This window comes from Streptomyces sp. TG1A-8, assembly GCF_030499535.1.
Taxonomy (GTDB): domain Bacteria; phylum Actinomycetota; class Actinomycetes; order Streptomycetales; family Streptomycetaceae; genus Streptomyces.
Window position 1 is genome coordinate 5318521 of the sequence record NZ_JASTLB010000001.1, and the last position, 14403, is coordinate 5332923.

General features: G+C 74.0%; 12 protein-coding genes and 2 pseudogenes. 7 read left to right on the plus strand and 7 right to left on the minus strand.

What is annotated here, in order from left to right; genetic code table 11:
• Positions 1 to 47 precede the first annotated feature (47 nt).
• A pseudogene (locus tag QQY24_RS23340) lies at positions 48 to 995 on the minus strand (IS481 family transposase); the annotation flags it as partial.
• Positions 996 to 1116: 121 nt separating this feature from the next.
• Complete coding sequence (locus QQY24_RS23345; protein WP_301974662.1) at positions 1117 to 1542, minus strand: RidA family protein; 426 nt, start codon at positions 1540 to 1542, stop codon at positions 1117 to 1119.
• A gap of 269 nt (positions 1543 to 1811) precedes the next feature.
• On the opposite strand from QQY24_RS23345, the gene QQY24_RS23350 reads away from it, so the two are divergent.
• The 3 genes and pseudogenes from QQY24_RS23350 (at position 1812) to QQY24_RS23360 (ending at position 4998) form a co-directional block, all read left to right on the plus strand.
• Positions 1812 to 3680, plus strand: a complete 1869-nt coding sequence (locus tag QQY24_RS23350; protein ID WP_301974663.1) for an FUSC family protein — start codon at positions 1812 to 1814, stop codon at positions 3678 to 3680.
• Between the two features lie 240 nt (positions 3681 to 3920).
• Positions 3921 to 4562: pseudogene (locus QQY24_RS23355) on the plus strand (DUF899 family protein).
• Between the two features lie 259 nt (positions 4563 to 4821).
• Positions 4822 to 4998, plus strand: coding sequence for a hypothetical protein (locus tag QQY24_RS23360; protein ID WP_301974664.1), 177 nt, complete (start codon positions 4822 to 4824; stop codon positions 4996 to 4998).
• Positions 4999 to 5032: 34 nt separating this feature from the next.
• Here QQY24_RS23360 and QQY24_RS23365 read toward each other — a convergent pair whose 3' ends face one another.
• The 3 genes from QQY24_RS23365 to QQY24_RS23375 all read right to left on the minus strand — a co-directional run bounded on the left by QQY24_RS23365 (position 5033) and on the right by QQY24_RS23375 (position 8330).
• On the minus strand, positions 5033 to 6895 hold the full coding sequence (locus tag QQY24_RS23365) for an ABC transporter ATP-binding protein (RefSeq protein ID WP_301976337.1): 1863 nt from the start codon (positions 6893 to 6895) through the stop codon (positions 5033 to 5035).
• A gap of 263 nt (positions 6896 to 7158) precedes the next feature.
• Entirely contained in the window at positions 7159 to 7587 is a 429-nt protein-coding gene (locus QQY24_RS23370; RefSeq protein WP_301974665.1) for a hypothetical protein, read from the minus strand.
• Entirely contained in the window at positions 7584 to 8330 is a 747-nt protein-coding gene (locus tag QQY24_RS23375) for an ATP-binding protein (protein ID WP_301974666.1), read from the minus strand. The genes QQY24_RS23370 and QQY24_RS23375 overlap by 4 nt, the downstream gene beginning before the upstream one ends.
• 195 nt (positions 8331 to 8525) lie before the next feature.
• Between QQY24_RS23375 and QQY24_RS23380 the strand changes: the two genes are divergently transcribed.
• From QQY24_RS23380 to QQY24_RS23390, 3 genes are all read left to right on the plus strand, one after another.
• A complete protein-coding gene (locus tag QQY24_RS23380) occupies positions 8526 to 9386 on the plus strand; it encodes a helix-turn-helix transcriptional regulator (protein ID WP_301974667.1) in 861 nt (286 codons plus the stop codon).
• Complete coding sequence (locus QQY24_RS23385; RefSeq protein ID WP_301974668.1) at positions 9387 to 9641, plus strand: DUF397 domain-containing protein; 255 nt, start codon at positions 9387 to 9389, stop codon at positions 9639 to 9641.
• Between the two features lie 88 nt (positions 9642 to 9729).
• Positions 9730 to 10539, plus strand: a complete 810-nt coding sequence (locus tag QQY24_RS23390) for an SAM-dependent methyltransferase (RefSeq protein WP_301974669.1) — start codon at positions 9730 to 9732, stop codon at positions 10537 to 10539.
• Between the two features lie 232 nt (positions 10540 to 10771).
• Here QQY24_RS23390 and QQY24_RS23395 read toward each other — a convergent pair whose 3' ends face one another.
• Positions 10772 to 12259 (minus strand): glutamate synthase subunit beta, encoded by a 1488-nt coding sequence (locus QQY24_RS23395; RefSeq protein ID WP_301974670.1) that lies wholly within the window; start codon positions 12257 to 12259, stop codon positions 10772 to 10774.
• 223 nt (positions 12260 to 12482) lie between these two features.
• Here QQY24_RS23395 and QQY24_RS23400 point away from each other — a divergent pair, with 223 nt between their 5' ends.
• Positions 12483 to 13124 carry a uridine kinase gene (locus QQY24_RS23400; RefSeq protein ID WP_301974671.1) on the plus strand — a complete coding sequence of 214 codons (642 nt, stop codon included), beginning with the start codon at positions 12483 to 12485 and terminating at the stop codon, positions 13122 to 13124.
• Positions 13125 to 13161: 37 nt separating this feature from the next.
• On the opposite strand, the gene QQY24_RS23405 is transcribed toward QQY24_RS23400, so the two are convergent.
• The gene (locus QQY24_RS23405) at positions 13162 to 14286 is read right to left on the minus strand and encodes a magnesium and cobalt transport protein CorA (protein ID WP_301974672.1); all 1125 of its coding nucleotides are present in this window, start codon (positions 14284 to 14286) and stop codon (positions 13162 to 13164) included.
• Positions 14287 to 14403: the final 117 nt, after the last annotated feature.

A 14403-nucleotide genomic window follows, 5' to 3' on the forward strand; every position in this document is an offset into this window, starting at 1 on the left:
CCGGGCCGTGGTGCCCCGCGCAGCCGGCCGGACGACGAGGCCCAGGTGTATCGCCCCGTGAGGTGGGGGACGCGGCTGGCGGGTGGTCGGCCTTTCAGTGCGGTGTGTCCGCGGTGGTGAGTGTAGGTGTGCAGCCGGTCGGGGAATGCCGCACGTCGTTCGGCTTCTGAGCGGTGGGGGCGGGCGTGGGCCCATTCGTGGAGCAGGGTGCGGTTGAAGCGCTCGACCTTGCCGTTGGTCCGCGGCCGGTGGGGCCGGGTGCGCTTGTGGGTGATCTGGGCCTCTGCCGGCAGATCGCGCCAGTGGTGTGAGCGGTAGCAGGAGCCGTTGTCGGTCCGCACCCGCTCGACGGTGATGCGGTGTGCGGTGAAGAAGGTGTGGGCCCGCTGCCGGAAGCCGGTGGCGGTCTCCTTCTTCTCGTCGGTGTGGATCTCGCCGTGGGCCAGGCGGGAGTGGTCGTCGACGGCGGTGTGCAGGTAGCTGGAGCCGGTGCCGGATCGGGTCTTGCGGCCCGCGGCCCGGCCGAGGACCTTGTGGCCGCCGCCGTCGGGGATGTTGCCGGGCTGCTTGATGTCGACGCGAACCGGTTCACCGGGCCGCTGGCGTTCGTGGCGGCGTATGACGCGGCCGGTGGCCCGGTCCGGATGCGACGGGCGGGCCGGGCCGGATCGGGTCAGCACCCGGTGCACGGTCGGGGGCACCCGCCGCAGCGGGCCCGCGATGCGGGCCGGTCCCCAGCGGCGCAGGAGCCGGACCTTGATGATCCGGCGCTCGGTGCGGGTCGGGGTCCGGCGCGGGCTCGTGCGAGGCCGGGAGGAACGGCCGCGCATCCGGGCCTCGCCGGACTGCCGGTAGCGGTCGGCCCAGCGTTGGGCTGCGGTCGGCGAGGGCTGGAAGCGTTCGGCGGCACGTCTGAGGGGCCAGCCGTCCTCGACCACGCGGCGGGCCGGACGCAGACGGCCGGTCTCGGTCAGGGGTGCATCGCGGTGGGGCACGAGGGCCTTTCTGCCGCTGGTGCAGACGTCGCCATCCACACCGGGCCGGAAGGCCCTCACCCATTTCGAGATCACACGTCAGTGATCGCCGTCACCCGTCCCCAACCTCCGTGGACAGTACCTAGACCGGCTCCGGCGCCACGGCCGGCTCCGGCGCCACGGCTGTCGCCGTGATCTCCACCAGCTGCCCGGTGTACCCGAGACAGGAGACGCCGAGCAGCGTGGAGGCGTGCGGCCCCCGGCTGAGCCCCGAGGCCTCCACGACCTCCCACACGGCCGACAGCACCGACGGTTCGCCGGCGACGACGTACACCTCCGTCACCAGCACGTGCTCCAGGCCGCTGCCGACGGCGCGCAACTGCTCCCGGAGATTGGCGATCACCTGTTCGGCCTGCCGCACCGGATCGCCCACGCCCACCACCTCGCCCCTGTCGTCCAGCGGCACGGCCCCCGCGAGGAACGCGAGCCGGGTGCCCGCCTCGACGACGGAGGCGTGCGCATAGGCGGGCGGCGGGAAGAGTCCGGGCGCGGTGACTCGCCGGATCATGACGGCTCCTGGTGGGGTGTGGGTGGTGGCTGACCACCCGATCCTCCTGGTCCCGCCCGGGTCCGCGCACCCGGATTTCCGGGTGGGGTGCCGGCCTGCTCGCGCCGTTCGGGCAGCGTGTTCCCGGAAGGACCACCCCGGCCCGGCGGCTTTCACCTCCGTGAAACGCGATCGTCCCGTTCGTTTCCGGGAAGGCGCCTTACCGTTGAAGCACAGCCCCGGCCACCGGCGTCCGACGGCACTGCCGCCCTCGTACGAACAGGAGCCCCGTGTCGCGTCCCGCAGCCTCCGCTCGTTCCGGCCGCCGGACGGCCGGCCCGCCCCCCTGGCTCGCCCACGCCCTGCGCGCCCAGCGCGGACCCGTGCCCTGGAGCGCCGTCGTCCGGGGCGGGCTCGCCGCCGGACCGCTGCTGCTCGCCGGGGTACTGGGCGGCCGGTCCGGCCTGGGGATCATGGCGGCCATCGGCGCGATGCTCGCCGGCATCAACGACCGGCCCGGCTCCCGGCGGGCCTCCGTCACACGGCTCGGCGTGCCCGCGCTGGCCGGCGCCCTCGGACTGCTCGTGGGGACGTACGGCGGCCAGCAGTTGTCCGCGGTGCCCCTGACCCTGCTGCTCACCGTGCTCGGACTGGCGGCCGGCAGCGTCAGCGCGGTCGGGCCCGTCGCCTCCGCGGCCGGTACCCAGCTGCTCGTCACCGCCGCCTTCGGCGCCGGGATGGCACTGCCCGACACCGGCTGGCAGCGCGTCCTCGCCTTCCTCGCCGGCGCCGGCTGGCTGCTGGCGCTGCGCCTGGTGCTGCCCACGCCCGGGTCGATCGCCGGCGACTTCCGGTTCGACGGGGAGCGGAGGGCGGTCGCCGACGTGTACGAGGCCGTCGCCGCGCTCCTCGACGCCGTGGGCGGCGCCGGCGCCACGGCCCGCCGGGCCGCGCTCACCGCCGCGCTCGACCACGCCCAGGACACCCTCGCCGGGCCCCGGCTGCGCCGGTACGCGAGCTCCGCGGCCGAACGCCGGCTGCACGCCCAGTACGCCGCCGCGCTGCCCCTGGCCGAGGCCGCCACCGCGCTGGCCTGGGCGGGCGAACCCGTCTGTGCACGGGCGGTGCACGGCCCCCGGCGGCTCGCCGCCGCCGTCCGCGGCAACACCGGCACCGGCCCGCTGCCCGCGCCGAACCGGTCCGCACCCGCTCTGCGCGCCCTGGACGACGCCCTGCTGCGGGCCGCCGAGGCCTTCGACCGCGCCGAGGGCGCCGAACACCGGCTGCTCGCCCGGCGCCGCAGCGCACGCAGCGCCGTCCGGGCCGCGCTGGGCGCCGGCGGGCGGGAGTACGGCCTGCGCGTCGCCCTCTGCTTCGGCGCCAGCGCGGCCATCGCCCAAGCCCTCCACCAGGCCCGCTGGTACGGGCACCAGCACTGGTACTGGCTCCCGGCGACCGCCGTCTTCCTGGTCAAGCCCGACCTCGGACCGCTCGCCTCCCGCGTGCTGTGCCGGGCCGCCGGCACCGTGCTGGGCGCCCTGGTGTCCGCCGGACTCGCCCCGCTGCTGCCCCGCCCCGCCGGAGTGATCGCGCTGGTGGCGGTGTGCGGCGCGCTCCTGCCGGTCGCCGTCCGGCACTTCGCCGCCCTGACCGCCGTCGTCACCGTCCTCGTCCTCGCCCTGGTCATGGCCGGCGGCGAGCGGCAGGCCGCCGCCGGCCGGATCGGAGAGACCCTGCTCGCCTGCGCGCTGGTGCTGGTCGTCGGCCATCTGCCGATGCCGGGAAGGCGGGGCGGCGGCGTACGGGCCCGGCTCGCCGCCGCCGGGAGCGCCGCGCACGCCTACCTCGCGCACGTCCTGAGCGAGTCCGGCGACCGGGCCGAACGGTGGGCGCTGCGCCGCGAGGCCTACCGCACCCTCGCCGAGGCCCGCACCGCCATCGCGGTCGCCGCCGCCGAACTGCCCGCCCTGGCACGGCACACCGAGGGCGCCGACGCCGTCGCCGCCGTCCTGGAACGGCTCGTCGACACCACCACCGCCTGCGCCGTGCACCTCGACGACACCGGCCGCCTCGGCCCGCGCCACGTCCTCCGGCTCCACGAGGCACTCGACGCGCTGGAGGACCAGCGCGCCCGGACCGGACTCCCCACCGCCGCGTGAGTGGCAGCCCGGCGCGACCGCACGGGCGTGAGCGGGGGACCCGGGCGCGGCTGCGTGCAGGTGAGGTGAGGGAGCCGGGGTGCGACCGGGTCCGTGTGACCGGGGCGGGCCCGGGGCACGGCCGGACGCGCGTCACCACCGCCCCGCCCCGCGCGCCCCCGCGGGAAAAACTCCGCGCCCGGCGATGAGTTCCGCCGCCGACGGTCACCACCCCGAACCGACCGTCGGACAGGAGGGCCCATGGCACACCCGGAGATCGTCTCGCGCGAGCAATGACGCGCGGCGCGAGGAGTTGCGGAGCAAGGAGGAGGCGGTCAGCAGGGCACGGCAGGCGCTCGCCGCCGAGCGCCGGCGGCTGCCCATGACCGAGGCCGACCCGGAGTACGTCTTCGAGGGCGGCGACGGCGAGTCCACCCTCCTCGACCTCTTCCGGGACCGGTCCCAGCTCGTCGTCCACCACTTCATGTTCGCCCCGGAGCGGGAAGCGGGCTGCGCGTGCTGCGCGGCCTCCCTCGACCAGGTCGGCCACCTCGCCCACCTGCACGCCCGCGACACCTCGTTCGCGGCCGTCTCCCGCGCGCCGTTCACCCGCATCCTGCCGTTCAAGGCGCGGACGGGCTGGGCGGTGCCCTTGTACTCGTCGTGCCACAGCGACTTCAACCGCGACTTCGAGGCGACCGTGGAACGGGACGGCCAACCGGTCGAGCGCCCGGGCCCGAGCTGCTTCCCGCGGGACCACGACCGGGTCTTCCACACCTACTCGGTCCACGACGGCGCACTGGACGCCCTGGGCACCTAGCCGGCCTGCTCGACCTGACCGCGCTCGGTCCGCACCCGCGCGGCGGCGACCGGCTCCGGCTGCACGACGAGCACGACGACTGACACCACCTGGCGCCACCTGACACCTCCTGGCACCGGCCGGCCCGCACGCCGATGCCGCGGACCGGCCCCGGCCGGTCGAGGTCGGAACCCGTCGTGCCTTTCCGATCGCGGAACGTATTCTTCCTGTCCCTAAGTGATAGGAATTTCACTCTCCGTGTCGATCAGGTGTCAACTATGTCTCAGTCCCGTCACCGGACACGCGTTTTCCCCGTTCCAGGGCGTTGAATCCTGCAAACACAATGCTTTCTGGAGGTGCGAGATGGTGAACGGGCGAAAGGTGCTCGAACGCTTTCCCGCCGGTGGCCCGCGGGGATCGTGGCCCGCGGAGGAGTTCGCGCACGCCCGCCGTCTGGAAGGCCTGCCCGCCGAAGTCGTCATGGACCTGTCGACGGACACATTCCTGGTGATCGTGCGCGGCGGCGAGGTCCTGGAGTGAGACGGCCGCCGGGACGGGGCCGGCCGCGGGTGCCTCAGGCCGGTTTCGGAGCCGGCACCCTCGCGGTGAACTGCTCCGCCTGCAGCGCGTACAGCTCCGCGTAGACACCGCCCCTGGCCAGCAGCTCCTCCGGGGTCCCGGACTCCACCAGCCGCCCCTGTTCCAGGACGTGCACCAGATCGGCGTGCCGGACCGAGGCCAGCCGGTGGGTGATCAGGACGACGGTCTGCCCGCTTGCCGCCAGCGCCCGGATCTTCTCGAACACCTCCAGCTCGGCCCGCGCGTCCAGCGCCGCCGTCGGCTCGTCCACGATCAGGATCCGCCCGCGCCGGTACGCGGCCCGGGCGATGCCCAGGCGCTGCCACTGGCCGCCGGACAGCTCGTGCCCGCCACTGAAGTTGCGGGCCAGCAGCGTGTCCAGGCCGCGCGGCAGGTCCGCGACCACCTCCTCGGCCCCGGCCTCGGCGACCGCCGCGGCCAGGCGCTCGTCGGTCAGGGGCACGGAGGAGCGGCCCACGGCGACGTTCACCCGGGCGGTGAACGGCCACCGCTTGAAGTCCTGGGCCACCATGGCGACCCGCTCGGCGAGCAGCCGCCGGTCGGCGCCGGCCGCGTCGACGCCGTCCCACAGGATCCGTCCCCGGTCCGGTGTGTACAGGCCCGCGAGCAGCTTGACCAGGGTGGTCTTGCCCGAGCCGTTCTCGCCGACGAGCGCGATGATCCGGCCCAGGGGGAGGGCGAGGGTCACGTCGTCGAGGGCGGGGCGGGCCGACTCGCCCGGATAGCCGAAGGTGACGTGCTCGAACCGGATCTCCTCGGGGTCCTTCGGCAGCGGCTCCCCGCCGACCGGGATCGCCCGTTCGGCCGCCTCGGCGTACAGGCGTTGCAGGTCGCCGACGAACAGGGCCTCCTCGTGCAGCTGGTTGATCTCCAGGACCAGCGTGTCCAGGCTGGCCGAGCCGGTGCGGATCGCGATGACCGCCGTACCGGCCACCGACAGCGCCATCGTGCCGGTCAGCAGCAGCCCGCCCAGCGTGGCGTACGTGGCGAGTGTCGCCAGGCCCGTCCAGGCCGCCGCGATCAGACCGGTGCGGGCGGCCAGGCGGGACAGCCGGGCCTGCTCCGCCTCCGCGGTCTCCGACATGGACCGGAAGTGCCGCAGCAGGAACGGACCGACGCCGTGCACCCGGATCTCCGGGGCGGCACCCGGCTCGGTCAGCAGGCTGCCGATCAGCTGTCCGGCGCGGGCGTGCTGCACCCAGGTGTGGAAGGACTCGTAGCGGCGCCGGGCGTTGGTCAGGGCACTCCAGGCGCTGGGCAGGGTCATGGTCGCCAGCAGCGGCAGCAGCGCCGGATGCAGCACCGTCAGCACACCGGCCGCGGCGACCAGCGAGATCATCGCGTTGATCACCCGGGTGCCGTACGCGATCATGTGCCGGGCCGAGCGCGCCCCGTACTGGGCGGTGTCCAGCAGTTTGTGGAAGGCGTGGTCCTCGATCGCGGCCAGCTCCACGTTCGCCGCCCGTTCCAGGTACAGCTCGGTCGCCACCCGCTCCACCTTCGGTTCGAGGCGGCCGGTGGCGTAGGTCGAGGCGGCCCGCAGCAGCGCCGCGACCATCATCACGGCGGCCATGACGACCAGGGCGGGGAGCGCGGAGCGCAGCCGCTGCTGGATGTCCGGACCGGCGAGCAGCCTGCCGAGCGCACTGTTCACGGCCAGCAGGCTCACCGCCTGGGCCGCGCCCCGGCCCACCTCGGCGGCCAGCACGGTCCGCGTGGCACGCGGGTCCGCCTGCCGGGCGAGCCGCAGGCTGGACGCCAGCATGCCGGGCAACCGGGCCACCATCGCCCGGAAACCCAGCTCCAGGAAGGCGTCCGCGTGCTCGTTCCACCCCATGTCGTACCGCAGCGGGCCGCCGAACAGCAGCCGCTCCGACTCCGAGACCTCGGGCCCACCCGCCTCCCGCCCCTTGCCCACCGCAGACCTCCCCGGGCCGTGACCGAACGGCCACTATCGCGGGCCGGCCGGCTCCGGGGCAGGGCGCGAGAGGGGGGTAAGGGGGGCGCGGAGGAAGTGGGGGAGACGGAGCCGGTGGACGCACGGCGCCCGGTGGGGAGCAGGGGCGCCGGGGGCGCGGGCCCGGCCGGGCCCGCGCAGCGTCACGCCGAGAGGGGCCGGGACCACTCCGGTGTCGTGCCCGTCACCCGGCACAGGGCCAGGTACAGCGGGATCGGCGGGGTGTACGGCACCGTCCCCTCCGGGCGGTGGATCAGGCGGGCCGCGCCGGGGACCAGGGCGCCGGGGGCGTAGAGGGCGGGGGCCGGCCAGGGGAGGGCGTAGTCGGAGTCCGACGGAACGATCCACCACCAGCGCGCGCCGTCGGTGTACACGCATCCCACCCGCGGCAGGCGCGGAACGATGAGCGGTCCGAGGCGGTCGGGCACGGCCACGGCGTCGCAGCCGAGCGGGACGGTCATGCCCGCGGGGACCGGAAGGCGCCGGACCGGGGCGGACGGGGGCTGACGCCGCCCGAGGTGCACCAGGGTGTCCAGCCCCAGCGGCCGGCCGGGACCGTCGGCGCCGCTCACGGCCGTCCCCAGGCGTGGTGCCGCTCGGCCGCCCCGGTCTCGCGCCGTACCTGCGCCCGCCCGCCCTCGGTGCCGCGCGGGGAACCCGGCTGGTGCTGGTCGGCCCGGGTGCCGTCACGCCGGGCCCGTGCCGCCCGCTCGTCCTCGGCGGGCTTGCGCGCGGAACCCGGCTTGGAGCGGGCACCCCAGCCCAGGTCGCCGTGCGGCTCGGCGGCTTCGCGGACCGCGTCGGTCTGCCGGGCCAGCTCGGCCCACACCAGCAGTCCCGCGCCGTGCTCCTGGGCCCCCCAGGAACGGCACAGCGCGTCGACGAGGAGCAGTCCCCTGCCGTGCTCCTCCTCCGGACGCTGCGCACAGGGGTGCGGCTCGTCGGGCGCACAGCCCTCGTCCCGCACGGCTATGCGCACCGTGTCGTCGTGGTCGTGCAGCTCGCACACCACACGACTGCTCGCGGTGTGCACGATCGCGTTGGTCACCAGTTCGGACATGATCAGGGCCGCGCTGTCGCAGGTGTCCGCGCATACCGACCAACCGGTCAACCGGGCGCGCGTCAGGCGTCTCGCCTGGGCGGGAGAAGCCGGGTGTGCGGCCAGCTCGAAGCGGAACCGGCGCTCGGCGGCGCCCCCACCAGGGGCTGCTCCCGGCGCGGCGCCGAGACCGCGGGGGTCTGCGGCGGCGTCTGTTCCTAAGGGCGCGGGCGGAATCACGCTTGCCACTATCGCCCCGCCATGCACACTTGGCAAGTGTCACTCTGAAAAATGCAGAGTGCTGTGGGACTCTCTGAACGGCCGTGGCACACTGCTCGCAACAGCACCTCGCGCGGCGCCACCCGGGACCGTCGACGATCCGGCCGGATCCTCGAACGGATCTTCGGATGGCGCCGCAGGGCTGTCGGGATTCCTGTGCCGGAGCGTGATTGTCGTGTCGGAGGTGACGGTGTGAGCGAACCGCGGTCCGCGCCGACCGTGGGTCAGGTGGTCCTCGGCCGACGCCTGCTGGACCTGCGGGAACGCGCCGGACTCAAGCGCGAGGAGGCCGCCCGGATCCTCCACGTCGCCCCCGCCACCGTCCGCCGCATGGAGACGGCCGAGGTCGCCCTCAAGATCCCGTACCTGCAGATGCTCCTGAAGGCCTACGGCGTCCCCGGCGACGAGGCCGAACTCTTCGTCCGGCTGGCCGAGGAGGCCAACAGACCCGGCTGGTGGCAGCGTTTCCACGACATCCTGCCGGGCTGGTTCTCGATGTACGTCAGCCTGGAGGGCGCCGCCGCCCTCATCCGCTCCTACGAGCCGCACTTCGTCCCCGGCCTGCTGCAGACCGAGGACTACGCGCGCGGGGTGCTCAGGTCGGGCGCCGTCGGGCAGACCAGCCCGGAGGAGATCGAGCGCCACGTCGCCCTGCGCATGCACCGCCAGGAACTGCTCACCCGTCCCGACGCCCCCCGCTTTTGGACGGTGATGGACGAGACCGCACTGCGCCGGCCCGTCGGCGGCCCGGAGGTGATGCGCGCGCAGATCGACAGACTGCTCGAGGTCACGAAGCTGCCCAACGTGACGCTCCAGGTCGCCCCGTTCGCCAACGGGCCGCACCCGGGCACGTACGGGCCCTTCGTGCTGTTCAGGTTCGCCATGCCGGAGCTGCCGGACATGGTCTACAGCGAGTACCTGACCGGTGCCGTCTACCTCGACGCACGCTCCGAGGTGGCGGCCCACCTGGAGGTCATGGACCGCATGGCGGCGCAGGCCGCCACGGCACAACGCACGAAGGAGATCCTGCGGGATCTCCGCAAGGAGCTGTGAATGGATCGCATCAAACCCCGCGGTCGCGTCTACAACGGCATGCCCGCGCGGGAGCTGGGCAGCGAGGGGTGGCACAAACCCTGGAGCGGCGGCAACGGCGGGAACTGCCTGGAGGCGATGAAACTCGCCGACGGCCGCATAGCCGTGCGCCAGTCCACCGATCCCGACGGACCGGCGCTGATCTACACCACCGACGAGATGACCGCCTTCATCCAGGGCGCCAAGGCGGGGGAGGCCGACTTCCTCCTCTCCTGAACCTGACCGTGATTGTTCTTTTCCCTCAACTTCCTTGTGTTGCAATTAAGTTGATGACTCACCACGCCAGATGCCTACGGAGCGCCGCATGACAGGGCAGGACCCGGCGGCCGCCGGGATCGACACCAGCAGGCCGCATCCCGCGCGCATGTACGACTGGTACCTCGGCGGCAAGGACAACTACCCCGTCGACGAGGAGATGGGGCGGCAGATGCTCGCCCTCGAGCCCAGGGTGCCGGTCATGGCCCGGGTCAACCGCGCCTTCATGCAGCGCGCCACGCGCTGGCTCGCCCAGCAGGGCGTACGACAGTTCCTGGACATCGGCACCGGCATCCCCACCGAGCCCAACCTGCACCAGATCGCCCAGCAGGTCGCCCCCGACTCCCGCGTCGTCTACTGCGACAACGACCCGATCGTGCTGGCCCACGCCGCTGCCCTGCTGCGCAGCACACCCGAGGGCGCGACCGAGTACCTGCAGGCCGACGTGCGCGATCCGGCGACGATCCTCGCGGGCGCCAAGCAGGTCCTCGACCTGGACCGCCCGGTCGCGCTCTCCCTCGTCGCCCTGCTGCACTTCATCTCCGACGACGACGGCGCGCACGACCTGGTCGGCCGGCTGCTGTCCGAACTGCCCTCCGGCAGCTACCTGATGACGACCCACGCCACGGCCGACTTCAGCCCCGAGAAGTCGGCGGTCGCCACCGAGAAGCTCAGGGCGGCCGGCGTCACGCTGGCCCTGCGCTCCCGTGCGGAGTTCGCCCGCTTCTTCGACGGCCTCGACCTGGTGGAGCCCGGCGTCGAGATCGTCCACAAGTGGCACCCCGAACTGGGCGAGCCGGTCGCCGGACAGGACGAGGGGGTGATCCCCGGCTACGGTGCGGTGGCCCGCAAGCCGTAGCCCGCAAGCCGTAGCCCGCGTCGTGCGGGCCCCGCACGACGCGGTGGCCCGCGGGGCGCCCGCCACGCCGGGGCGGGCGTGCCTCGACGGCCCTGCACGCCGCGGACCGCGTCACCCGCGCAGGAACTCGTGGCCCCCACGACCCGCGGTGCCCCACCCGTGCACCGGGCCCCTCATCCGGCCACCGGGCCCCTCGTCCTGCCATCGGGCCCCTCACCCGGTCACCGGGCTCTCACACGGCCATCGGCCGGTCGAACGGCGAGACCGGCGCCGGCAGCCGGGAGTCGCCCGTCAGATGGCGGTCGACGGCCGCCGCCACCGAACGTCCCTCCGCGATCGCCCACACGACGAGCGACTGTCCGCGCGCCGCGTCCCCGGCGGCGAACACGCCGGGAACGCTGGTCGCGAAGCCGCCGTCCCGGGCGATCGTGCCCCGCGCCCCCACGGCCAGACCCAGCTGCTCGACCAGCCCGTCCCTCCGGTCGGGCCCGGAGAAGCCGAGCGCGAGCAGCACCAGGTCGGCGGGCAGCGTCCGCTCGGTCCCCGGAAGGGGCCGCCGCCGCGGGTCGACCTCGACCAGGTGCAGCGCCCGCACCCGCCCGTCGCCGTCTCCGGTGAAGCGGAGCGTGGACGCCGCGAACAGCCGTGCGTCCGCGTTCGCCGCCGGTGCCGTCCGCAGGTCCCGCGCCTCCTCGTGCGCGGCCGACAGCCGGTAGACCCTCGGGTACGTCGGCCACGGCTCGGCCTCCTCGTCCCGCTCGGCGCCCGGCTGCGCGTAGATGTCCAGCTGGGTCACCGACGCGGCGCCCTGGCGCACCGCGGTCCCCAGACAGTCGGCCCCGGTGTCCCCGCCGCCCACGATCACCACGTGCCTGCCGGCCGCCGACAGCGGCGAGACCTCCAGATCCCCCTCCCGCACCCGGTTGGACAGCGGCAGGTACTCCATCGCCTGGTGCACCCCGCCCAGCTCCCGGCCCGGCACCGCGAGGTCCCGCCACGCCGTCGCGCCCGTGGCCAGCACCACGGCGTCGTAACGCGCCCGCAGTGTGGCGGCCGGCACGTCCCGCCCGACCGCCGTCGAGGTGCGGAACCCGGTCCCCTCCGCCCGCATCTGCTCGATCCGCCGCTCCAGATGCCGCTTCTCCATCTTGAACTCGGGGATGCCGTACCGCATCAGCCCGCCGATCCGGTCGTCCTTCTCGAAGACGACCACGGTGTGCCCGGCCCGGGTCAGCTGCTGCGCCGCGGCGAGCCCGGCCGGTCCCGAACCGATCACGGCGACGGTCCTCCCGGACAGCCGCTCGGGCGGGCGCGGCGGGGTGAAGCCCTCCTCCCAGGCCCGGTCGGCGATCGCACACTCGACGTTCTTGATGGTCACGGCCGGCTGGTTGATCGCGAGCACGCACCCCGCCTCGCAGGGCGCCGGACACAACCGCCCGGTGAACTCCGGGAAGTTGTTCGTCGCGTGCAGCCGGTCGCTCGCCGTCCGCCAGTCCTCGCGGGAGACCAGGTCGTTCCACTCGGGGATCAGATTGCCCAGCGGGCAGGCCTCGTGGCAGAACGGGACACCGCAGTCCATGCAGCGGTCCGCCTGCCTGCTGACGATCGGCAGCAGCGCACCCGGGACGCAGACCTCGTCCCAGTCCCGGGCCCGCTCCTCGACGGGCCGCCGCGGCCACTCCTCGCGCGGCGTGGTCATGAACCCCTTGGGATCGGCCATGGTCGTCTTCCTCGCCTGCTCACCCCGGAAGGCACGGGGAGCACGACGGGCCGGGCGGTACCGGCCGGCATCCGTCCGGCGCTCTCGCGGCACTCTTCCCGCCACGATACGTCCGCGCGGACACCGGCGCAGGGTGGCGGACGGGTGCCGCGGGCGAACGCGGCCGACGGTCCACCGCCCTGCCCCGCCCCTCTGCCCCCGCACGCCGGCGCGACCCTGCATCATGGGCTCCGTGCGACTCGAAGCGATCACCTGGGACCGGCTCGCCGACCTGCTCGCCGAGCGGCTGCTCGCGCTGGAGCCGGCCGACGGAAGTGCCTGGCCGCGCGTCGGCTTCGACGGGGCGCCGGCCGCCCGCCCGGACGACCTCGCCGAGCGTGTCGCACAGGCGCTGCGTGTGCGCGGCAGGCCTTCGCTCGTCGTCGGAGCCGAAGGCTTCCTGCGCCCCGCCTCGCTCCGCCTGGAGCACGGACGCCGGGACGTGGAGGCCTACTACGGCGGATGGTTCGACACGGGCGCCCTGTGGCGCGAGGTCTTCGGCCCGCTGGAGCCCGGAGGCGACGGCCGCGTCCTGCCCGACCTGTGGGACCCGGCCACCGACCGCGCCACGCGCAGTCCCTACGTCCCCCTCCCGCCCGGCGGGATCCTCCTGCTCCACGGCCCCCTCCTGCTGCGGCACTGGTTCCCCTTCGACCTGACCGTGCACCTCCTGCTGTCTCCGGGCGCCCTGCGCCGCCGCACACCCGAGGCCGACCACTGGACGCTCCCCGCGTTCGAGCGCTACGAGGCGGAGACCGACCCGGCCGCCACGGCCGACGTCCTCGTCCGCGCCGACGACCCGCGGCACCCCGCCTGGAACGGCTGACGGCACGCCCCGGCGAACCGGCCGGGCTCCGGGCCGGTCAGAGCCAGCCGTTGCGCCGGAAGCCCCGGTACAAGGCGAGGCAGCCCGCCGCCATCACCGACATGACGAGGGGGTAGCCGAAGCGCCAGTGCAGCTCGGGCATGTGGTCGAAGTTCATGCCGTACACCCCGCACACCATCGTCGGCACGGCGATCACCGCGGCCCAGGCCGTGATCCTCCGCATGTCCTCGTTCTGCGCGACCGTCACCTGCGCGAGGTGCGCCTGCAGGATGGAGTTGAGCAGGTCGTCGAACGCGGCTATCTGGTCCCTGGCCCGCATCAGGTGGTCGGACACGTCCCTGAAGTAGGCCTGTATCTCCGGTCCGACCACCCGTATCGGGCGGGTGGCCAGGTCCTCCACCGGGCGGCCGAGGGGCACCACGGCCCGCTTCAATTCGAGGAGTTCGCGCTTGAGCTGGTAGATGCGCCCCGGGTCGGTCCGTGCGCCGTTCTCCGAGAAGACGTCGGTCTCGACCTGGTCGATGTCGGCCTGCACCGCGTCCGTGACGCTCAGGTAGTCGTCCACGACGTGGTTGGCGATCGCGTGCAGCACCGCCGCCGGCCCCTTGGCGAGCTGCTCCGGCTGCGCCTCCAATTCCTCGCGCAGCGGGCCCAGCGAGCCGTGCCGGCCGTGCCGCACCGTGACGACGAAGTCCTCGCCGGCGAAGACCATGATCTCGCCGGTGTCCACCACCTCGCTCGTCGCCGTCAGTTGCTCGTGCTCCACGTAGCAGACCGTCTTGAACACGGCGAACAGCGTCTCCCCGTACCGCTCCAGCTTGGGTCGCTGATGTGCCTCGACCGCGTCCTCCACCGCCAGCGGGTGCAGGTCGAACAACCCGGCGACGCCGGCGAACTCACGCACCGTCGGCTCGTGCAGCCCCAGCCAGACGAAACCCTCGTCGCTCCCGCGCACCTTCTTCACGGCCTCCGCCAGGTCGGTGCACTCCGGTACGCGGACACCGCCCTGGTACATCACCCAGTTCACCACGGACGAACCCAGCGGGGAGCGGGCGGGATGGCTCAGGTCGACACGCCGGCGCCTGGCCAGCCGTGCCACCTTGCGCAGGCCACCGACCCTGCCCAGCCCCGTGACCTTCCGCAGGTTTTCTGCCATGGACATCCGGATCTCCTTGCGTGGATCCCCTCCCGTGACGCTCCCGCGCCCTGCTCCGCAAGTGTGCCAGCCCGGCGCGAGGCGCGGACGAGCCTGTGGGAACAGCGCATTCCGCTTCGTTTC

Bases quoted from the DNA above. Each gene is read 5' to 3' on its own strand.
- QQY24_RS23365 (WP_301976337.1), bottom strand. From the start codon at position 6,895: ATGGGGTGGAACGAGCACGCGGACGCCTTCCTGGAGCTGGGTTTCCGG.
- QQY24_RS23395 (WP_301974670.1), bottom strand. From the start codon at position 12,259: ATGGCCGATCCCAAGGGGTTCATGACCACGCCGCGCGAGGAGTGGCCG.
- QQY24_RS23405 (WP_301974672.1), bottom strand. From the start codon at position 14,286: ATGTCCATGGCAGAAAACCTGCGGAAGGTCACGGGGCTGGGCAGGGTC.
- QQY24_RS23385 (WP_301974668.1), top strand. From the start codon at position 9,387: ATGGATCGCATCAAACCCCGCGGTCGCGTCTACAACGGCATGCCCGCG.
- QQY24_RS23360 (WP_301974664.1), top strand. From the start codon at position 4,822: ATGGTGAACGGGCGAAAGGTGCTCGAACGCTTTCCCGCCGGTGGCCCG.
- QQY24_RS23390 (WP_301974669.1), top strand. From the start codon at position 9,730: ATGACAGGGCAGGACCCGGCGGCCGCCGGGATCGACACCAGCAGGCCG.
- QQY24_RS23400 (WP_301974671.1), top strand. From the start codon at position 12,483: ATGGGCTCCGTGCGACTCGAAGCGATCACCTGGGACCGGCTCGCCGAC.
- QQY24_RS23345 (WP_301974662.1), bottom strand. From the start codon at position 1,542: ATGATCCGGCGAGTCACCGCGCCCGGACTCTTCCCGCCGCCCGCCTAT.